This is a genomic window from Pseudarthrobacter cellobiosi (assembly GCF_023913755.1).
Classification (GTDB): Bacteria; Actinomycetota; Actinomycetes; order Actinomycetales; family Micrococcaceae; genus Arthrobacter; species Arthrobacter cellobiosi.
The window spans coordinates 1-18,905 of the sequence record NZ_JAMXBJ010000021.1; the positions used below are offsets into that span (position 1 = coordinate 1).

General features: G+C 66.0%; 17 protein-coding genes and 1 pseudogene. 12 read left to right on the plus strand and 6 right to left on the minus strand.

Annotated elements, in window-relative coordinates; all coding sequences use genetic code 11:
- The first annotated feature begins 320 nt into the window (after window positions 1–320).
- The 3 genes from NG696_RS00945 (at window position 321) to NG696_RS00955 (ending at window position 2,841) form a co-directional block, all read left to right on the plus strand.
- Window positions 321–1,121 (plus strand): ABC transporter substrate-binding protein, encoded by an 801-nt coding sequence (locus NG696_RS00945; RefSeq protein ID WP_252569867.1) that lies wholly within the window; start codon window positions 321–323, stop codon window positions 1,119–1,121.
- A 113-nt stretch (window positions 1,122–1,234) separates the two neighbouring features.
- Complete coding sequence (locus tag NG696_RS00950) at window positions 1,235–2,026, plus strand: amino acid ABC transporter permease (RefSeq protein WP_252569870.1); 792 nt, start codon at window positions 1,235–1,237, stop codon at window positions 2,024–2,026.
- Window positions 2,027–2,037: 11 nt separating this feature from the next.
- Window positions 2,038–2,841 (plus strand): amino acid ABC transporter ATP-binding protein, encoded by an 804-nt coding sequence (locus NG696_RS00955; protein WP_252569872.1) that lies wholly within the window; start codon window positions 2,038–2,040, stop codon window positions 2,839–2,841.
- A 264-nt stretch (window positions 2,842–3,105) separates the two neighbouring features.
- On the opposite strand, the gene NG696_RS00960 is transcribed toward NG696_RS00955, so the two are convergent.
- Window positions 3,106–3,372, minus strand: coding sequence for a hypothetical protein (locus NG696_RS00960; protein ID WP_252573572.1), 267 nt, complete (start codon window positions 3,370–3,372; stop codon window positions 3,106–3,108).
- A 195-nt stretch (window positions 3,373–3,567) separates the two neighbouring features.
- Entirely contained in the window at window positions 3,568–5,265 is a 1,698-nt protein-coding gene (menD, locus tag NG696_RS00965) for a 2-succinyl-5-enolpyruvyl-6-hydroxy-3-cyclohexene-1-carboxylic-acid synthase (RefSeq protein ID WP_252569877.1), read from the minus strand.
- Between the two features lie 93 nt (window positions 5,266–5,358).
- On the opposite strand from menD, the gene NG696_RS00970 reads away from it, so the two are divergent.
- The 7 genes from NG696_RS00970 (at window position 5,359) to NG696_RS01000 (ending at window position 13,675) form a co-directional block, all read left to right on the plus strand.
- A complete protein-coding gene (locus NG696_RS00970) occupies window positions 5,359–6,567 on the plus strand; it encodes a LacI family DNA-binding transcriptional regulator (protein WP_252573573.1) in 1,209 nt (402 codons plus the stop codon).
- 314 nt (window positions 6,568–6,881) lie between these two features.
- Window positions 6,882–8,156: a sugar ABC transporter substrate-binding protein gene (locus NG696_RS00975; RefSeq protein ID WP_252569881.1), complete on the plus strand. Its 1,275-nt coding sequence runs from the start codon at window positions 6,882–6,884 to the stop codon at window positions 8,154–8,156.
- A 20-nt stretch (window positions 8,157–8,176) separates the two neighbouring features.
- A complete protein-coding gene (locus NG696_RS00980; RefSeq protein WP_252570559.1) occupies window positions 8,177–9,118 on the plus strand; it encodes a carbohydrate ABC transporter permease in 942 nt (313 codons plus the stop codon).
- Between the two features lie 4 nt (window positions 9,119–9,122).
- Entirely contained in the window at window positions 9,123–10,061 is a 939-nt protein-coding gene (locus NG696_RS00985) for a carbohydrate ABC transporter permease (protein ID WP_252569882.1), read from the plus strand.
- A 35-nt stretch (window positions 10,062–10,096) separates the two neighbouring features.
- Window positions 10,097–12,025, plus strand: coding sequence for a glycoside hydrolase family 3 protein (locus tag NG696_RS00990; protein ID WP_374211164.1), 1,929 nt, complete (start codon window positions 10,097–10,099; stop codon window positions 12,023–12,025).
- A gap of 11 nt (window positions 12,026–12,036) precedes the next feature.
- Window positions 12,037–12,537: a hypothetical protein gene (locus NG696_RS00995; RefSeq protein WP_252573574.1), complete on the plus strand. Its 501-nt coding sequence runs from the start codon at window positions 12,037–12,039 to the stop codon at window positions 12,535–12,537.
- Window positions 12,470–13,675: a glucoamylase family protein gene (locus NG696_RS01000; RefSeq protein ID WP_252573575.1), complete on the plus strand. Its 1,206-nt coding sequence runs from the start codon at window positions 12,470–12,472 to the stop codon at window positions 13,673–13,675. The genes NG696_RS00995 and NG696_RS01000 overlap by 68 nt, the downstream gene beginning before the upstream one ends.
- 131 nt (window positions 13,676–13,806) lie before the next feature.
- Here the strand turns inward: NG696_RS01000 and NG696_RS01005 are convergent, their stop codons facing one another.
- The 4 genes and pseudogenes from NG696_RS01005 to NG696_RS01020 all read right to left on the minus strand — a co-directional run bounded on the left by NG696_RS01005 (window position 13,807) and on the right by NG696_RS01020 (window position 17,800).
- Window positions 13,807–15,888: a PhoX family protein gene (locus tag NG696_RS01005; RefSeq protein ID WP_252573576.1), complete on the minus strand. Its 2,082-nt coding sequence runs from the start codon at window positions 15,886–15,888 to the stop codon at window positions 13,807–13,809.
- Window positions 15,889–16,040: 152 nt separating this feature from the next.
- Window positions 16,041–17,033, minus strand: coding sequence for an o-succinylbenzoate synthase (locus NG696_RS01010; protein WP_252569890.1), 993 nt, complete (start codon window positions 17,031–17,033; stop codon window positions 16,041–16,043).
- A gap of 21 nt (window positions 17,034–17,054) precedes the next feature.
- Window positions 17,055–17,303, minus strand: a pseudogene (locus NG696_RS01015) (CorA family divalent cation transporter); the annotation flags it as partial.
- Between the two features lie 95 nt (window positions 17,304–17,398).
- Window positions 17,399–17,800, minus strand: a complete 402-nt coding sequence (locus tag NG696_RS01020; RefSeq protein WP_252573577.1) for an Hpt domain-containing protein — start codon at window positions 17,798–17,800, stop codon at window positions 17,399–17,401.
- A gap of 189 nt (window positions 17,801–17,989) precedes the next feature.
- On the opposite strand from NG696_RS01020, the gene NG696_RS01025 reads away from it, so the two are divergent.
- Together NG696_RS01025 and NG696_RS01030 are read left to right on the plus strand one after the other, a co-directional pair.
- Window positions 17,990–18,322, plus strand: coding sequence for an ArsR/SmtB family transcription factor (locus tag NG696_RS01025; protein ID WP_252569894.1), 333 nt, complete (start codon window positions 17,990–17,992; stop codon window positions 18,320–18,322).
- Between the two features lie 13 nt (window positions 18,323–18,335).
- Window positions 18,336–18,842 carry an SRPBCC family protein gene (locus tag NG696_RS01030; protein ID WP_252573578.1) on the plus strand — a complete coding sequence of 169 codons (507 nt, stop codon included), beginning with the start codon at window positions 18,336–18,338 and terminating at the stop codon, window positions 18,840–18,842.
- Window positions 18,843–18,905: the final 63 nt, after the last annotated feature.

Genomic DNA, 18,905 nt, shown 5'->3' on the forward strand with positions numbered 1-18,905 from the left:
AAAGGCCGGCACCTTTCCAAGACAAGGAAACCGGCCTCGGGCCATTACGGCTCAAACCTGAGGAACCCTCAAACAATTACCGACCCACGCACCTAGGTAGCGCTAACTGTCGTTTTGAGCCTCCAAAACGACAGTTAGCGCTACCTACATGGGCGGGGTGTCCGGAATCCCAGACAAGAGCGGCTTCGCAGGTCTTGATTTAGGGTGTGATTTAGTTATCCAATAGTGAAACAAAGTTTCATGTGATGCACATCTCTCATTCGGCGCTACACTATGAACCGATTTAGTACCGCACACCCCTGCAACAAAAGGTAAAGAACATGCAGCTCAAGTCCCTGGCCCAGGCCAAGATCGCCGCCAAGGCAGCGGCAATCCTGGCCGCCGGCGCACTCACCCTCACCGCCTGCGGCGGCAGCAGCACCCCGGCTGCGACCGAGGGCGGAATCCAGCTCATCAACGCCGGCAAGCTCACGGTCTGCTCCGACGTCCCCTACGAGCCCTTCGAATTCCAGAAGGACGGCAAGATCGTAGGCTTCGATATCGACATTGCCAATGAAGTAGCCAAGGATCTCGGCGCCGAACTCAGCATCGTGGACAGCTCCTTCGAGGCCATCGAGACCGGAACCGCCCTCACCGGCTGCGACCTCTCCATCTCCTCGGTTTCCATCACTGACGTCCGCAAGTCGGTCATGGACTTCTCCGACCCGTACATGGACGATGACCTCACCCTCGTGGCCACCAAGGCGTCCGGGATCACGGACATCAACAGCGCCAAGGGCAAGAAGGTAGGCGTCCAGCAGGCCACCACCGGCGCAAAGTACGCCGCGGAGAACGGCATCGACGCCCAGCAGTTCGAGGACAGCGGCCTCCTGGTCCAGGCTCTCCAGGCCGGCACCATCGACGCCGCCCTGGGCAACCAGTCAATCCTGGCCTACGCCATCAAGGATGACGCCAAGTTCGAGCGTGTGGATGACTACGCCACGGGCGAGAAGCTGGGCATCTCCATCAAGAAGGGCAACACCGCCATGGCCGAGAAGGTCAACGGAACCCTGAAGCGACTGGCCGGCGACGGCACCCTGAAGAAGTTCGAAACCACCTGGTTCGGCGAGACCGCCAAGTAGCCGGCGCTTCGGACTGACCTTCACAGCCCTGAGAACTACGCCGCTGGGGCCCCTGACGAACTGCGCTGCAGCCCGCCCGGGGCCTCAGCCACGCAAATGAATGTGAGCACCCCATGGCAATGACCGCACGTCAACGGGCCAAAGTGAGCCTGTATGTCCAGATCGGCATCTTCGTTATAGCCGTGGCCGCGCTGGTCCTGGCCACCGACTGGAAGACCGTCGGCAACAGCGTTTTCAACTTCGGCAAGATCGGCCCGATGTTCCCGGACATCTTCCTGGTGGGCCTCAAGAACACCCTGATCTACACGTTCCTCGGCTTCGTCGTGGGCCTGTCCGGCGGCCTGCTCCTGGCCCTGATGAAGCTGTCCAGCTTCCCGCTGTACCGCTGGATCGCCACGGGCTACATCGAGTTCTTCCGCGGCATCCCGGCGCTGCTGGTGTTCATCGCGTTCGGCTACGGTGTCCCGCTCGCGTTTGGCGTCCAGTGGAACGTCACCCTGATCGTCATGATCTCACTGGGTATGGTGGCTTCGGCATATATCGCTGAGACCCTCCGCGCCGGCCTGCAGGCTGTGCCCAAGGGACAGCTCGAAGCCGCACGTTCGCTGGGCATGCCGCAGTGGCGGGCCATGGTGTCCATCGTCATTCCGCAGGCGTTCAAGATTGTGCTCCCGCCGCTGACCAACGAGGTCATCCTGCTGACCAAGGACTCCTCACTCATCTACGTCCTGGGCCTGACGGCGTCGCAGTACGAGCTCACCAAATTCGGCCGCGACGGCATCTCCAGCCTGGGCGCAGGCCTCACGCCGCTCCTGGTCGCCGGCGCCTTCTATCTGGTCATCACCATCCCGCTGAGCCTCCTGGCCCGGAAGTTCGAAAGCCGCTCCGCGCGGACCAAGCGATAGGCAGGACAGTCATGAACGACGTCGTAATTCACTCCCGCAATCACACCGGTCCCGTCCATGCCGCCGGCGTGTCCATCAAAGACCTGCGCAAATCCTACGGGTCCAACGAGGTCCTCAAGGGCATCAGCCTGGACGTGGCCCCCGGCGAAGTGGTGTGCCTGATCGGCCCGTCCGGCTCCGGCAAATCCACTCTTCTGCGCTGCGTCAACCTCCTGGAGCAGCCCAACGAGGGTGCCATCCACGTGGGCGGCTTCGAAGCCACCGACCCCGACGTGGACATCGACAAAATGCGCCGCAAAGTGGGCATGGTGTTCCAGCAGTTCAACCTGTTCCCGCATCTGGACGCCAAGCGGAACTGCACCATCGCGCAGACGAAGGTGCTGAAGCGGTCCCAGGAAGAGGCCGATCAGGTGGCCCAGCACAACCTGGAGCGCGTGGGCCTGGGGCATCTGTCCGACCGTTTCCCGGACCAGCTTTCCGGCGGCCAGCAGCAGCGCGTCGCGATCGCCCGGGCGCTGAGCATGGACCCCGAGCTGATGCTCTTTGACGAGCCAACCTCCGCACTGGACCCCGAGACCGTGGGCGATGTCCTCTCGGTCATGCGGAACCTCGCCAAGGAGGGCATGACCATGCTGGTGGTGACCCACGAGATGGGCTTCGCCCGCGAAGTTGCCGACCGCGTCGTGTTCATGGACGGCGGCGTGGTGGTGGAGGAAGGCGTGGCCGAGCAGGTCATTTCCGCACCCACCCAGGCTCGCACCAAGGAGTTCCTGCGCCGCGTCCTGGACCCGACGCACATCGAGATCGAGGAGTAGGCCGGCGCCGCGCGCCGCTACCGACGCGCTGATTACCTGCTGACGCGCAGATGCCCTGTCGCTACCCAAATACGGGCAGCGACAGGGCATCTGCGCGTCACAGGGACTTTTGCGCGTCGAGAACCGCAGAACGGGCACGACGCCGGGGCACGCCTGCCGTTGCCACCATGTGTTCCAGCTTTCGTGGCTCCATGAGATCAGCCCAGTCCCACCTCATCACGTTGAACCCAGCGGCCCGGATCCGGTTCTCGCGCTTCTTTTCCCTTAATACCGCCTGCGTTGCTGTCCTCCCCTTGGGACCGGAGCCTCGAACCCGGCAACATGGATCAGCGAAAGGCTGTAGGACTCCCCCGCAGAACCGGACAACGGGTCCGCAAAGGCAATGGCGGCGAGGATCCTTCGTCTGGCAGCCGCGGAGTAGGTCGTCCCAATTGCCGCAACCAGCTCATCCCTGGTCAGGGCAGGCAGGCGCAAAGTCCGGTCAGGTTTGAGCCACTGGTCCAGCGGCACAGCCGTCTCCACGAACGGCATGAAAGGCAGGATCAAGCACAGTGCGGATGCGGCCCGTGACGAGCATGCCCTCCCGCCGTACGACGGTTAAAGCACCGGAATCAGCGAAGTGGCGCACCGGCATGTTCGTATTCGATGCGCACATTCTCTGGCGCGCCTGGAATATGGTCTGCACCAGCGATTATCCGAGTCGCCATTGGACAACCGCGTCGGGAACTAACCAGCTAGGACTCCTCCGACGGCGCCGGCCACAGCGGCCTTGATGCGGGCGTGGAGGGCGCGGAGGCCAACACGGTCGGTGCGGACTTCGATGATGCTGCGCCCCGTCAGCGGTGCGGCGAGGGCTTCGGCGAGTCCCGCCGTCGTAATTACCGAGCAGTGCCCGACGCCGTACGCTGCGGCGAGTGCCGCGAAGTCCACGGTGTGGGGGGTGGCGAAGAGGCGCTCGACGGCGTCAGTGTAGCGTCCGGATTCACGCACAGCCCCGTGCTCCAGCAGATCGAAAATGGCCCCCCCGGCGTCGTTCAGCACCACGATCCGGAGCCCGGGTTCGGGTTCGCCGGACCCCAGGAGCAGGCCGCCAGCATCGTGCAGGAAAGTAACGTCGCCCAGCAGAAGCGTGGTGTCCTGGCGGCCGCCGAGGGCAATCCCGGTGGCGGTGGAGATGGTGCCGTCGATCCCGGCCAGGCCACGGTTGGCGTAGACGGTCGCGGCTGGCTCGGCGGCGGGGAGGCCAGCCAGGTCAACATCGCGGATGCCGTTGGAGGATCCCAGCATCAGCTGGCCTCGGGCGTGCTGCCAGACCTGGGCGCCCACGGAGGGTCCGGAAGCGGCGGGCTCGGCGGCCAGGACGCCGTCGAGCGCGTGCTGTGCGGCGGCCCCTGCCAGCAGCCAGGTATCCAGCCAGTCGGACGGGCCACGGCCGGCGAAATCGGCGAGATCGGCCAGGTTCTCCAGCGGAAGTTCCGTGCGCCGGCCCGGCTGGTACCAGGCCACCGGAACCGGCTGGTACAGCGCGGACGGAACGTCGGCACGCTCCAAAAGTGCGGCAACCGGGCGGGACAACGTGGGCCGGCCAAACATCACCACCCGTTCGATGGGCAACGCCGCAGTCGGTCCGAAGTGCTCCAGCAGCAGCCGGTACGGGCCCACGGCGTTGGGGCCGAAGCGGGCGTTTGAGGATGGTTCCGCGAGCAGCGGCAGGCCGTGTGCGCGGGCGAACGCTTCGGCGACGGGCCCGGCGTCGTGCCCTGCCAGCACCACGGTGCGCCATTCCGCCAGCGAGGCAGGGGCGGGCGGCAGGTTCATGGTGAGCGGGTCGGTGCCGATCCGGAACCGGGGATGCCCGGCCGCCGTCGGAAGCCCCTCTTCCGGCGCGGGAACCAGCGGGTCGCGGAACGCCAGGTTGAGCTGGACGGGCCCGGGCGCGAGGTCGGAAAACGCGCCGGTGGCCGCGGCCAGCGCCGTTTCCACTGCGCGCAGGGGGCTGCTGCCGGCCGGGACGTCGGCAGCGAAACGCACGTGCTCGCCGAACAGGTCCAGCTGGATGGTGGTCTGGTTGGCGCCGGTCCCCTGCAGCTCTTCGGGCCGGTCAGCGGACACCACCACCAGCGGGACGGCCGCGTGGTTGGCCTCCATAACGGCGGGCATGAGGTTCCCGACGGCGGTGCCTGAGGTGGTGAGGACGGCCGCCGGGGAGCCGTTGGACAGGGCCAGGCCAAGGGCCGTGAAGCCGGCGGAACGTTCGTCGATGCGGACCAGGAGGTCCACGCGGCCGGCAGCTTCGGCCTCGGCCAGGGCGTAGGCCATGGGGGCGGAACGCGATCCGGGCGAGACCACCACGTACTGTACGCCGCCGTCGATCAGGGCATCGACGGCGATCCGCGCGGCGGCGAGGGAGTTCAGGGAAGTCACCGAACCAGTTTGCCATCCTGCGGACGGCCGAATGTCCCGGCACTGCCGCACGCTTGTACTAAGCGCATAGACTCGGACCAGAAGGAGAATCACATGGCAAAGGGCCCCACTGTTTACCACGTCGCCGAACGCGCGGGCGTCTCCATCGCAACCGTCTCGTTTACCTTCCGGCAGCCGGAGAAGGTCAAGGCGTCCACACGCGAACTGGTGTTGGCGGCCGCCGACGAACTGGGTTACGTGCCCAGCGCCAGCGCCCGCGGACTTGCGCGCGGCAGGACCGGGGCCTTAGGTCTTTTCGCCTACGACTACCTGCTGGACCCCGCGGGCGGCCCCGGCGGGCCTGGCGGCCTGGCCGGCATGCAGGGTGGGCTGCCGGGCGGACTGGCCGGCGCGCAGGGTGGGCTGCCGGGCGGCGTGCCGGGAGGGCTCTCGCTGGATCCAGCCGCGGAGTCCCCGGCTGCGGACCCTGAAGGCGGCGCCCCTTTGGACGGAGACCGCGAGGAGGGGAACCTCCGCCTGTTCCCCCTGTACGTGGACGAGGTCCAGCGCGGTGTCGAACTGGAGTGCTGGCGCCGGGGGCAGGCGCTGCTGGTTGGCGGCGGCAACCCTGCGAACAACGAAGCGGTGCTGTCGGACATTGCCGGCAGGGTTGACGGGCTGGCCGTGTTCCCGCGCTCGGTTCCTATCGAAGCCCTGGCCCGCATAGCCCGCCGCATCCCCGTGGTGGAGGTCTCGGAGAGCCTGCGTAACCGGGGTATGGACCATGTGACCGTGGACAACGCGTCCGGAGCGCGTGCAATCACCGAGCACCTGATCAATGTGCATGGACTGACCGAGCTGATGTTCATCGGCGCCATGCCGTCCTCCGACAACGACGAACGGCTCGAGGCATTCCGGGGCGCCCTCGCCGATGCGGGAGTGGTAATGCGGCACGAGCCCCGGTATCCCGCGGGCGGCGAGCTCGCCGTCGCGGAAACTGTCCGGACCATCTGCCAGCAGGGCTCCCTGCCGCAGGCCTTTGTCTGCGCCACCGACCAGGATGCGCTGGTTGTTATGGATGTGCTGGCCGCGTGCGGCGTTAATGTGCCGAAACACGTGGCCGTGACCGGCTTCGACGGCATCGCCGCGGGGCGGGTCATCCGGCCCTCCCTGACCACAGTGCGGCAGCCGATGGAACGGATGGGACGGACCATGGTGGAGATGCTCCTGGACAGGCTGGACCACCCGGAGAAGCCCCCGGCGGATCTGAAACTGCCCGTGCGCGTGGTGCTGCGCGAAAGCTGCGGCTGCCAGCCGGTCTAGGCCTGCGAGCCAGGAGCGCCAGCACGGCCACCGCACAACGGCGGGGCCTCAAGTGTCCGTTTGCGCAGGTGGCGCCACAAGCACACGCGGGGCCCCAAGTGTCTGCTCGGGCGGTGGGGCCCAAGTGTCCCTTCGCGCCCAGCAGTTCAAGAAACTTAGCGCCAGCTGTTGCCAAGATCACATTCAATGCGCTTAGATTGACCTTACGAACCGAATCAAAGCGCTTAGATATTTCCTCGCGGGATGGCTCCACCTCTCCTGCTCCCTCCGCGCCGTGCCACCTGCCGGCCCGCGGAACCACGAAAGGAACAATGATGATCCATCCGAATGCCAAGAAGGCCGCAGCCGTAGGCATCGCCGCCGCACTGCTCCTGACCGCCTGCGGCAGGGACTCCGCCGGCCCCGCCTCATCGTCTCCGGCCGAAGCCATTGCCTCCGGGCCGGCGTCGGGCACCATCACCTTGTGGGCGCAAGGCAGCGAAGGCGAGGCACTGCCCGCCCTGCTGAAGGAATTTGAGGCCGAAAACCCCGGCGTCAAGGTCAACGTCACGGCCATCCCCTGGGACGCCGCCCTGAGCAAGTACCAGACCGCCATCGCCGGCGGCACCACCCCGGACGTCGCCCAGATGGGCACCACCTGGATGGGTGACTTCGCCGACTCCTTCGACGCCACACCGAAGGAGATCGAGACTGCCGAATTCTTCCCGGGTTCGGTGAAGTCCACCGAGGTTGAGGGAACCACCTACGGCGTGCCCTGGTACGTTGACACCCGCGTGGTCTACTACCGCAGCGACCTCGCGGAAAAGGCCGGCATCACCAAGGCGCCCGAAACCTGGGACGACTTCAAGACGCTCGCCACGGCACTCAAGGAGAAGGCCGGGGCAAAATACGGAGTCCAGCTGCCCGCCGGCGTCGCCGGCTCCTACCTGGACACCCTCCCCTTCCAGTGGTCCAACGGCGCCAAGCTGATGAACGACGACGGCACCAAGTGGACCCTCGACACCCCGGAAGCGGCTGAGGCGCTGAAGTACTACGCCAGCTTCTTCGCTGACGGGCTCGCCTCCAAGGCCGTGTCCACCGGAACCACTGCCGAAGCATCCTTCGTGGACGGTTCCGCCCCCATGATGATGAGCGGCCCGTGGCACGTCGGCCTGCTCAACAAGGCCGGCGGCCCAGGCTTTGAGGACAAGTACAAGGTTGCCCCTATGCCCAAGGAGAAGACCTCAACGTCCTTCGTGGGCGGTTCCAACATGGTGGTCTTCAAGAAGTCCAAGAACCGCGACGCGTCCTGGAAGCTCCTCCAGTGGCTGTCCAAGCCCGAGGTTCAGCTCAAGTGGTACAAGGCCACCGGCGACCTGCCCTCGCAGCAGAGCGCTTGGAAGGACCCGTCGCTTGCCGGCGATAGCAAGCTCTCCGTCTTCGGAGACCAGCTCAAGTCCGCCAACAACCCGCCGTCCGTTCCCACCTGGACACAGGTTGCGGCAGCCGCGGACAGCGAAATCGAACAGATCGTCAAGGCCGGCAAGGACCCCGCCGAAGCCCTGAAGTCCCTGCAGCAGACCGCGGATTCGATCGGCACCGGGAAGTAACAGTGGCTGCCACCAACACGATGCCTGCCGGCACCTCAAGGGGTGCCGGCAGGCCTCCGGCCAGCGCAAAGGCCAGGCCAGGCGGCTCGCGCCGGCGCCGCAACGCCGTGACGGCATGGCTGTTCGCAGCACCATTCGTCCTCATCTTCGGCATCTTTATGCTGGGGCCGCTGGTGTCGTCGTTCCTGATGTCCTTCACGGATTTCACCAGCCGCGACATCGACAACCCCTTCGCCGTGGGATTCGTCGGGCTTGACCAGTACGCGGCACTGTTCCGGAATCCACAGTTCCTGCACTCGATCCTGAACACGGCCTACTTCGTGCTGGCCGGCATCCCCCTCACCACCGTCCTGGCCCTGGCCCTCGCGGTCGCCCTGAACAACGGCATCACCCGCTTCCGCACGGCCTTCCGCGTAGGTTTCTACACTCCCGTGGTCACCAGCATCGTGGCCGTGGCCGTGGTGTGGCGCTTCATCCTCCAGCCGGACGGCCTGCTGAACCTCATCCTCAGCTGGGTGGGCATCGCGGGGCCGGACTGGCTCAACAGCACCACCTGGTCCATGCCGGCACTGATCCTGCTCGCTGTCTGGCGCAACCTTGGCACCCTGATGATCATCTTCCTGGCCGGGCTCCAGACGGTCCCCGCGGACATCCTGGAGGCCGCCGAGGTGGACGGTGCCAGCGCCTGGCAGCGGTTCATGAAGATCACGCTGCCGATGCTCCGCCCCACCCTGCTCCTGGGCACGGTCCTGCTGTCCGTTGGCTTCCTTCAGTTCTTCGAGGAGCCGTTCGTGATGACCAAGGGCGGCCCGCTGGACTCCACCCTGTCGGTCAGCTACTTCACGTTCAACCAGTTCGGGTTCGGCAAATACGGGCTCGCCTCCGCCGCCAGCTACGTGCTCTTCGTGGCCATCGCGCTGTTGAGCCTCATCCAATTCCGAGCCCTGCGATCCAAGGACTGAGGACATGACCATCCCGGAAACCGCACCAACCATCCCCCGCGCACAAGCTGAACGCACGACGGCGGGAGGCACCCAGGTGCCAGCGTTGCCGCCCGCCCCGGCCCGCCGCCGTCGTACTGGCCGCCGCGTGTCCGCGCGCCGGGCGCTGATTTACGCCGCCCTCATCGTCGCCGTGACCGCAACACTCCTGCCGTTTGTGTGGATGCTGCTCGGCGCGTTCAAGACCCAGGGCGAGCTGCTCCGCCGGCCCATCACCTGGTGGCCGGAACAGCCCACCCTGGATAACTTCGTAACCTGGTTCACCGAGCTGCAGATCGGCACGTTTTTCCTGAACAGCGTTGTGGTGGCCGTGTTCACGGTGCTCGGCAACCTGCTGTTTTGCTCGATGGTGGGCTATGCGCTGGCGAAGATGGATTTCCCCGGCAAGCGCTTCCTGTTCCTGCTGGTGATGGTCATGCTGATGGTCCCGGGCGTGGTGACGTTTGTGCCGCTGTTCGTCCTGGTCAGCAAGCTGGGAATGGTCAGCACCTACCCGGCCCTGATCCTGCCGTTCCTCGCCGCGCCCATGGGGGTGTTCCTGATGCGGCAGTTCATCGCGGGGATCCCGGATTCGCTCATTGAGGCCGCCCGGATCGACGGCGCCGGCGAGCTGCGCACCTTCCTGCGGATTGTGATGCCGCTGTGCGGACCGCCGCTGGCCACGCTCGGCATCCTGACCTTCCTCGGTTCGTGGAACAACTTCCTGTGGCCGCTGGTGGTGGCGCAGAGCGAGGACATGTACACGCTGCCGGTGGCACTGTCCCTGTACTCCACGGGCCAGAACGCCACGGATTACGGCCTGCTCCTGGCCGGCTCGGTGCTGGTGATTACGCCCATCATCCTGCTCTTCGTTGCCCTCCAGAAGTACTTCATCCAGGGCGTCGCGGCCACCGGCATCAAGTAGCCGCTCCCCCGCCCAACCTCCCCGAGAGAGCCACAATGACTGCACCAACCCAGAATCACGCACGCCCCGGGACGGCCGCCGCCGACGGAAACGCCGACGAAAAAGTCTTCCGGGACCTCAACGGCAACGGGATCATGGATCCCTTCGAAAACCCGGACCTCAGTCCGCAGGAACGCGCTGCCGACCTGGTTGCCCGCCTCAGCCTCGAGGAAAAAGCCGGGCTGATGTTCCACACGGTCATCGAAACTGGCCCGGACGGATCCCTGCTCGAGCAACCGGGCAACATCAGCAAGTCGCCCACCAGCACGGTGATCCTCACCAAGTTCATGAACCACTTCAACGTGCATGCGCTCGGCCCCGCCCGCGAAGCCGCCCGCTGGAGCAACGCCCTCCAGGAGCTTGCCGCGCAGACCCCGCACGGGATTCCCGTGACCATCTCCACGGACCCGCGGCATGCGTTCATCGAAAACTCCGGCGTCTCGTTCACCGCCGCCCACTTTTCGCAGTGGCCCGAGCCGATCGGCCTGGCCGCGGTGGGCAGCGCCGAGCTGATCCGCCGGTTTGCCCGGATCGCACGGCAGGAATACACCGCCGTCGGGATCCGCGCGGCCCTGCACCCCACCGTTGACCTGGCTACCGAACCGCGGTGGTGCCGGCAGGCGGGAACCTTCGGGCAGGACTCGGAGCTCAGCTCGAAGTACGTGGTGGAGTACCTCCAGGGGTTCCAGGGCGATGAGCTGGGGCCGGACAGCGTTGCCTGCACCACCAAGCACTTCCCCGGCGGCGGTCCGCAGCGCGACGGCGAGGATGCGCACTTCCCGTACGGCCGCGAACAGGTCTACCCCGGCGGCCGCTTCGCCGAACATCTGGCCCCTTTCCGGGCCGCGATCTCCGAAAAGACCAGCGCCATCATGCCTTATTACGGCATGCCCGTTGGCGTGGAACTCGACGGCGAACCCGTCGAGGAAGTCGGCTTCGGCTACAACCGGCAGATCATCACCAACCTGCTCCGGGACAAGCTCGGCTACGACGGCGTGGTCCTCAGCGACTGGGAACTGGTCAACGACAACATCGTGGGCGACCAGGTCCTGCCGGCCCGGGCATGGGGCGTTGAACAGCTCACCGCCCCCGAACGCATGCTGAAAATCCTCAACGCCGGCGTGGACCAGTTCGGCGGCGAGGAATGCAGCGACCTGCTCATCGGGCTGGTCCGCGACGGGCTGGTCAGCGAGTCGCGTTTGGATGAGTCCGCGCGCCGGCTGCTGCTGGTGAAGTTCCAGCTGGGCCTGTTCGACAACCCGTTCGTGGATGAGGACGCCGCGGCCAGCATCGTGGGGAACGCCGAATTCCGGCGCGAGGGACACCGGGCGCAGTCCCGGTCCGTCACGGTGCTCACCAACGGAACGTCCGACGTCGGGCCCGCCCTTCCGCTTTCCGGCTCACCTGCCGTCTACCTGGAAGGTATGGACCCGCTGAGTCTGGACGGTTTCGGCATTGTGGTGCAGGACCCGGAGCGGGCGGACGTTGCGCTTATCCGGCTGCACTCGCCCTGGGACCACCGCAACGACCTGTTCCTCGAGGAACATTTCCATGCGGGGAGCCTGGACTTCCCGCCCGGGCTCGTGGCACGGCTGCGCGCCCTGGCGGAGAAGGTACCACTGGTCATTGACGTGCGGCTGGACCGCCCGGCGATCCTCACGCCCTTGACCGGATTCGCCGCGGCCTTGGTAGGTACGTTCGGCGTTTCGGATACTGCGCTCCTGGACGCCCTGTTTGGACGGGTTGGGCCCGAAGGACGCCTGCCGTTCGAGATCCCGCGGTCGATGGATGCCGTGCGGGCCTCCCGGTCCGATGTCCCCGGCGATACCGCCGATCCCCTTTTCCCGTTCGGGCACGGCCTGAGCCTGCCGGAGCCGGCAACGGCAACGGCAGCATCGGCGAAGGCCACCAATACAACGACGTAAGGACAGACCCCATGAACCAGCACGTTGAGCCGAACCCCAGAATCTCCAGCGCCACCCGCCGTCAACTCCTGGCCGGTGCGGCCGCGTTCGCCGTCTCGGGCCTCGCCGCAGCCACCGCGACACCGGGCTACGCCGCCCAGCTTGCGGCATCCACGGCATCCGGCGGGGCATCGCCGCTGTCGCGTCCGCGGAACAAGGAGGGCATCGACCGGAAGATCATCAACCGCTGGGCGCACGACACCTGGCAGTCCCTGGTTGCCATGACCGATCCCGCAACCGGTCTGCCGGCCGACTACATCGGCGAGTCCATCACCGCGCCGAAGCGCAGCGGCTTCACGTCGCCCACCAACATCGGCGGCTACATGTGGAGCACCGTGGTGGCGCGGGAGCTGAACATCATCAGCGCCAACGAGTGCCCTGCGGCTGACGCGTACGCTCACCACGTTGGCCGGACTCAAGCATCACGAACCCAGCGGCATGCTCTACAACTGGTACGACGAAGCCACGGGTGAGGTCATTACCATCTGGCCCGAGAACGGGAACCCTGTAGCGCCGTTTATGTCCAGCGTGGACAACGGCTGGTTCGCGGCGGCCCTCATGGTGGTCCGCAACGCGGAGCCGAAGGTGGCCGGCCTGGCCAACACCATCCTCGGCAGGATGGACTTCGGGATCTTCTACAACAAGGACGCCCGGCCCGGTGTGGCCGCCGGCCTGCTACGCGGCGGGTTCTACGACGTCAAACCGCCGGCGGAAACCGTCCAGGGCAACTACCTCGGCAAGGGCCCTGACGTTTTCTATACGATGAACCACTACGACGTCACCAATTCCGAGCCGCGCATCGCCACCTACATCGGCATCGCCCTGGGCCAGCTTCCGCCGGCGCACTACTTCGCCACCATGCGGGTCTTCCCCGATACGTGCGACTGGTCCTGGCAGGAGCAGAAGCCGGTGGGCGAGCACCGGACGTACCAAGGAATCGACGTCTTCGAAGGCGCCTACACCTACCGCGGAATGCGTATCGTGCCGAGCTGGGGCGGGGACATGTTTGAGTCGCTGATGCCCGATCTGTTCGTCCCGGAATCCAGCTGGGCGCCGAAGGCCTGGGGCGTCAACCACCCCCTCACCGTCCGGGCGCAGCGCGAGTTCGGCCTGCACGACGCCAAGTACGGCTACTGGGGCTTCTCCCCCGCCAGCCACCCCAACGGCGGGTATTCCGAATGGGGCATGGACATCCTGGGCATGAGCAGCGACGGCTACCCGTCGGACGTCGAACGCACCAGCATTGACGTCGGCTTTCAGGGCTGCCGGCCCGCCACCAACCCGACGCCGGCCTGGGGCGACGGCGTGGTGACTCCGCACGCGGCGTTCCTCGCCATGGAATACGAACCCCGCGAGGCGTACGACAACCTGGTGAAGATCGAGAACAACCTCGGCGCCTACGGCCAGGGCGGGTTCTTCGATGCCGTGGCCGTGAAGTCCGGCACCATCGCCCGGCGTTACCTCTCGCTGGACCAGGCCATGGTGCTGGGCGCCATCGGCAACGTGTTCGGCAACAACGTGATCCGCCGCAACTTCGTCCAGGGCGAAGTGGAAGCGGTCATCAAGCCGCTCATCGCCGACGAAGAGTTCGGCGCGGGCCTGATCGGCTAAGACGCTCTCTCACTTAATGTCGCTTTAAACCAAACGCTCTATCACTTCCTGTCGCAGGAGCAACGGGAAGTGAGAGAGCGTTGGCCGAAAACCCGCAGGAAGTGAGAGAGCGTCCTGGTACGTGGGTGAGGCTAGGCGTCCGCGCGGAACACCTGGATCACCGACGGACGTGGCGCGCGCACCTGGCCGGGGGCCGGCGTCGTACCTGCCTTGACGTAGTCCGGGAAGAAGGACACCTGCGCATCGAACGTGCCGTCCTCGCCCGGGTGCTGCACGGAGACGAACACCGTGCGCTCCTCGTCGTGGATGATGGGTCCGCAGGTCTCGCCATCACGGGGCACGGCCAGGAACTGCTCCACCTTGCCGCGCTCGGGTCCTTCCACGGTGACCTTGAACAGGCCGTCGGCCTTCTTGATGCCGGAGGGCGCGCCGTCGGTGGAGATCCACAGGTTGCCCACGGAGTCGAACGCGAGGTTGTCCGGGCAGGAGATAGGCGAGACCTGGTCCACCGGGAAGCCGGAGAAGTAGGTGACGTCGCCCTGCTTGGGATCGCCGCAGACCATGAGCAGGTTCCACGTGAAAGTGGTGGAGGTCTGGTCGCCGGTTTCGATGATTTCCACGATGTGGCCGTCGCGGTTTTCATTGCGGGGGTTGACCTCGGTGGCTGCTTCGTTCGAGCCCACACCGCGGTTGGAGTTGTTGGTGCAGGCCACGTAGACCTTGCCGGTGTGCAGGCTGGGTTGCACGTCCTCGCAGCGGTCCATCTTGGTGGGGCCAACCTTGTCGGCAGCCAGGCGGGTGTAGACCAGGACCTGCTCCACCGTCATGTCCTTCACGGCAGACTTGCCGTCCACCACCAGGGGCAGCCACTCGCCGATGCCATCGAACGCACCGTCCTTGGGGACAGCTCCGGTGCCGGTGATCTCAGCGGCCGGTGAGTTGCCTGTGAACTTGGCGACGTACAGGTTGCCCGCGGACAGGAGGGTCATGTTGTGCTTGCGGTCACCCTCGATGTACTTGTCCTTGGAGACGAACTTGTACAGGTAGTCGAAGCGCTCGTCATCGCCGGAGTAGGCCACCACGTGACCGGACTCGGCGATGATGACGTTGGCGCCCTCGTGCTTGAAGCGGCCCAGGGAGGAGTGCTTCTTCGGGGTGGAGGTGGGGTCGAACGGGTCGACTTCCACGATCCAGCCGAAGCGGCTGGCCTCGTTCTTGAAGTCGGCATTACGGGTGTCGAAGCGGGGGTCGTCCAGTTCCCAGCCGCGTGCGGTGGGCTTGGAGGTCAGGCCGTAGCGCTTGTCTTCAGCGGACGTGCCCGGGGAGACAAAGTAGCCGTTGAAGTTTTCCTCACCGGAGAGGATGGTGCCCCAGGGCGTGGTGCCGCCGGCGCAGTTGCCCAGGGTGCCCTTGATGAAGCGGCCTTCGGGGTCCGCGGCGGTCTGGACCAGCGGGGAACCCGCGGCCGGACCGGTCAGTTCGTACACCGTGCTGTTGAGGAAACGGCGGTTCAGTTCGGCGCCCTTGACGTAGGTCCACGGCTTGGCGGTGTTCTTGCGCTCGAGCTCGACGACGGAGAGGCCGTGCGCGGCCTGGCCCACTGCCCGCTTCTGGTCGGCAGGCATAGTGGCCGGGAACATGATGTTCTCGTTGGTGTACTCGTGGTTGGCGAAGAGTACGGCGCGGCGGCCCTTACTGCCCGGGACCTCGAGGATGTCCGTGTAGTCGTTGTTGTAGCCGAACTGCTTTTCCTGGGCGGCGGCCGTCTGGTTGTTCAGGTCGAACTCCGGCGCGTCATTGAAGATGGGGTCGCCCCAGCGGATGACCGGCTGCCACGTGAAGCCTTCCGGAACCGTGACGGCGTCGACGGCGGCATCCACCGGAGCGATCGGCGTAAACTTCAGCTTCGACGTCGCGAAGCCCTCCTTCGCGGCGGGGGCCAGCCCGGGGCCGCCGGCAACTGCCGGTTCCGCGGAGGTAATGGCGCTGCCAAGTACGACGGCGAGCGCTCCGGCGGCGCCGAAGCCCAGGGCGGCGCGGCGGGACATGGTGGCGGACGCGATGTCCCGGAAATAGCTGTTGGAGCTGGTGTTGCAGACATCGCCGGCGCAGGCGTTGTCGCACTTCAAGGCGCAGGTGACTGCGCTGCGCTTGCCCTTGGTGTGGCCGAGCATGGGCAGCAGGGTGAACTTGCGGGCTGTCGTTTCAGACAAGGGGTGCCTCCAAATTTACGATCGGGTCCCGGCCACCCTTTCAGCCTCTTCCGACGCCCAGCCGTCAGCCGGGTGAAGTTCCGGTTAACCGGCGGTGACCTGCAGGGATGTGAGAGAGGGTTGCCCAAAAACCCGCGTTAAGTGATAGAGCGTCAGGGGGCGAGGAGGGCATGGACCCTGGCGAGCCGGGCCAGCCACCAGTCGCGGCGTTCCGCGGAAGCCGCAAACTGCTCCAGCAGCCCGGCGTCGGCGGCGACATCGCGGAGGCGGATGGCGCCGTCGTCGGCCACTAACGGATCCCGCGTGATGTCCGACTCAAACAGGGACACGGTCCCCAGCCCGCACGCGTAGGGCAACTCCGGCAAGGAAGCTGCCAAGGCCAGCCCCGCACGGATGCCCACGGACGTGTCCAGCGCGGAACTGACGACGGCGGGGAGCCCGGCCTGCGCCACGATGTCCAGCGCGCGCCGCACTCCCCCGAGCGGCGCGACCTTAACAACCAGCAGATCCGCCGCGCCGGCCCGCGCCACCTTAAGCGGATCGGATTCCTTGCGCACGCTTTCGTCGGCGGCGATCAGCACCGGAATTCCTGCGGCGCGCAGCTGCCGCCGCACCTCGGCGAGCCCTTCGATCGAAGGCACCGGTTGCTCGGCGTATTCAAGGCCGACGGCGGCGAGCCGGGTGAGTGCCTCGACGGCCTCCGCGACGTCCCAGCCGCCGTTGGCGTCGACCCGGATGGCGGCGTCCGGCAGGGCGGCGCGGACGGCGGCAACCCGGGCGGCGTCGTCGTCGAGCGTCTGCCCGCGCTCGGCAACCTTGACCTTGACGGCGTCCACCCGGCCGAACCGGGCTAGGACGTCGGGCACCCGGTCCGCCGCAACGGCAGGCACCGTGGCGTTGACGGGGATCACCGAACGGACGGGCGACGGGAAGCCGTGCCAGCCGGCCTCGATGGTGGCGGCGAGCCAGCGGGAGGCCTCGGCGTCGGCGTATTCGGGGAACGGGCAGAACTCGCCCCACCCGTGCGGGCCGCGCAGCAGCAGTGTTTCGCGTTCCATAATGCCGCGGAACTTCACCCGCATGGGCAGGCTCACCACATGCGCGTTGGCGAGCAGTTCGTCCAGGGAAGGAATGGCGGCGGGCATGGATTCACTGTACAAGCAGCGCTAGATCCACTTGTTGTGCTTGAAGGTCCAGTAGAGCCCCAGACCCATGGCAACCATCAGGCCCAGGGCAAAAGGGTAGCCGAAGACCCAATTCAGCTCGGGCATGCTGGTGAAATTCATATCGTAAATGGTCCCTACCAGCGTGGGCGCAAACAGGATGGCCGCCCACGACGAAATGCGTTTCACATGCTCACTCTGGGCGAAGCTGGATTCGGTGAGCCTGCGCATTTCGTCGTTCTGCCGCCTGGCTGAACTCACGCACGAGAAGCGGAACAACACCGTACGGGCCCTGCCGAAACCCTGACCTCTTGCTCCTGAAAACCCCGGGGCCATCTTTTACGGCCTCACCCGGAGTGCAGGTACTTCTGCAGGAGGTATGAGGTCTGCCGGGCGCAGCGAATGATCTGGCGCAGGCGGTCCGCTGCCAGCCGGGGCAGGACCCGGGCGGGCTCAGATTCGAGGGTCTCGTGGCGCAGGGCCCGTTCCAGCTCCATGGCAAGTCCGGCCAGGCGCTCCGCGCCCACCATCTGGCTGGAGGTCTTGAGGCTGAGGACCGCGTCCATCGCACCGACCAGGTCGCCGGTGGTCAGGGTCAGACGCAGCTTTTCAGTCCTGTGGGGCAGGTGTTCGATGAAGTTCTGCACGAACACATTCCACACGCCGTCATCGTCCTCGAGCTCTGTCCGCAGCCTGTCCAGCACTGCCGGATCCAGGAGGGGCAGGGCGTTGCCGTCGTCCGGCGCCATTGCTGTCCTTCCTGCCCCGAGAAGCGGTGTATGGATTGACGTCTCGTAGGTCCCCCATTCGACGCTATGCGGCCGGGGATGCCGAAAGCATCAGTAGTGGGTACTCGACTTTTCAACTCATCGGCACTGCGTGGCAGATGAGCTGTCCGTCCCTTCCAACGCATATCCATATAGGTATACAATCGCGGTATGGCACGGGCAGCAACAACGGCAGATACGTTCAACGCGGTTGCTGAGCCCCGCCGTCGGGAAATCCTGGACGCCCTTACGCAAGGCGAGCGCCCGGTCAACGAGCTGGTGGACCTCCTGGGCCTAGCGCAGCCGCACGTGTCACGGCACTTGCGGGTGCTGCGCGAGGTGGGCGCCGTCGTCGTGCGTGACGAAGGCCGGCAGCGGCTCTACCGGCTCAATCCGCAAGCCCTCAAGCCCATCCACGACTGGGTGGCCAGCTACCAGCACCTCTGGGAGGAGCGCTTGGATCTCCTGGACGACGTGCTGGAGGACCTCAAAGAAGAGCACTGAAAGGAGCAGGACAATGGCACAGGCAAGCAGCAGCACCATGGACGTGACGTTCCCCAGCGACACGGAAATCCTGATCACGCGGACCCTCAACGCGCCCCCGCATCTCGTTTACCGGGCCTGGACCACGCCGGAACTCGTCAAGAAATGGTGGCCCGGCCGGCGGGGCGAGATGACGGTGGCGGACATGGACTTCCGGGTCGGCGGCGCGTGGCGGTACGTCATGGTGGCGCACGGCGAATTCGAAGTCGCCTTCCACGGCACGTACCGCGAGATTGTGCCCAACGAGCGGATCATCCACACGGAAGTCATGGAGACTCCGGGCACCGCGCCGGACAGCGAGGAGGGCGCCGTGCTCAATGCGGTCACCTTTGACGAGGCCGACGGCGGCGCCACCACCGTGCGGATCCGCACCGACGCGGGCAGCAAGGCAGTCCGGGACATGATTGCGCAGTCCGGCATGGAAGGCGGCGTGCGCGAGCAGTTCGAGATCATCGAGGAGCTGGCGGCGTCCCTCACCTGAGCTTCTTCCACCCCAACTGAGTAGCGCTAAGTGTCGTTTTCAGCGCCCATTACGACACTTAGC

Bases quoted from the DNA above. Each gene is read 5' to 3' on its own strand.
- NG696_RS00945 (WP_252569867.1), top strand. From the start codon at position 321: ATGCAGCTCAAGTCCCTGGCCCAGGCCAAGATCGCCGCCAAGGCAGCG.
- NG696_RS00950 (WP_252569870.1), top strand. From the start codon at position 1,235: ATGGCAATGACCGCACGTCAACGGGCCAAAGTGAGCCTGTATGTCCAG.
- NG696_RS00955 (WP_252569872.1), top strand. From the start codon at position 2,038: ATGAACGACGTCGTAATTCACTCCCGCAATCACACCGGTCCCGTCCAT.
- NG696_RS00960 (WP_252573572.1), bottom strand. From the start codon at position 3,372: ATGCCGTTCGTGGAGACGGCTGTGCCGCTGGACCAGTGGCTCAAACCT.
- NG696_RS00970 (WP_252573573.1), top strand. From the start codon at position 5,359: ATGGCAAAGGGCCCCACTGTTTACCACGTCGCCGAACGCGCGGGCGTC.
- NG696_RS00975 (WP_252569881.1), top strand. From the start codon at position 6,882: ATGATCCATCCGAATGCCAAGAAGGCCGCAGCCGTAGGCATCGCCGCC.
- NG696_RS00980 (WP_252570559.1), top strand. From the start codon at position 8,177: ATGCCTGCCGGCACCTCAAGGGGTGCCGGCAGGCCTCCGGCCAGCGCA.
- NG696_RS00985 (WP_252569882.1), top strand. From the start codon at position 9,123: ATGACCATCCCGGAAACCGCACCAACCATCCCCCGCGCACAAGCTGAA.
- NG696_RS00990 (WP_374211164.1), top strand. From the start codon at position 10,097: ATGACTGCACCAACCCAGAATCACGCACGCCCCGGGACGGCCGCCGCC.
- NG696_RS00995 (WP_252573574.1), top strand. From the start codon at position 12,037: ATGAACCAGCACGTTGAGCCGAACCCCAGAATCTCCAGCGCCACCCGC.
- NG696_RS01010 (WP_252569890.1), bottom strand. From the start codon at position 17,033: ATGCCCGCCGCCATTCCTTCCCTGGACGAACTGCTCGCCAACGCGCAT.
- NG696_RS01020 (WP_252573577.1), bottom strand. From the start codon at position 17,800: ATGGCGCCGGACGACGGCAACGCCCTGCCCCTCCTGGATCCGGCAGTG.
- NG696_RS01025 (WP_252569894.1), top strand. From the start codon at position 17,990: ATGGCACGGGCAGCAACAACGGCAGATACGTTCAACGCGGTTGCTGAG.
- NG696_RS01030 (WP_252573578.1), top strand. From the start codon at position 18,336: ATGGCACAGGCAAGCAGCAGCACCATGGACGTGACGTTCCCCAGCGAC.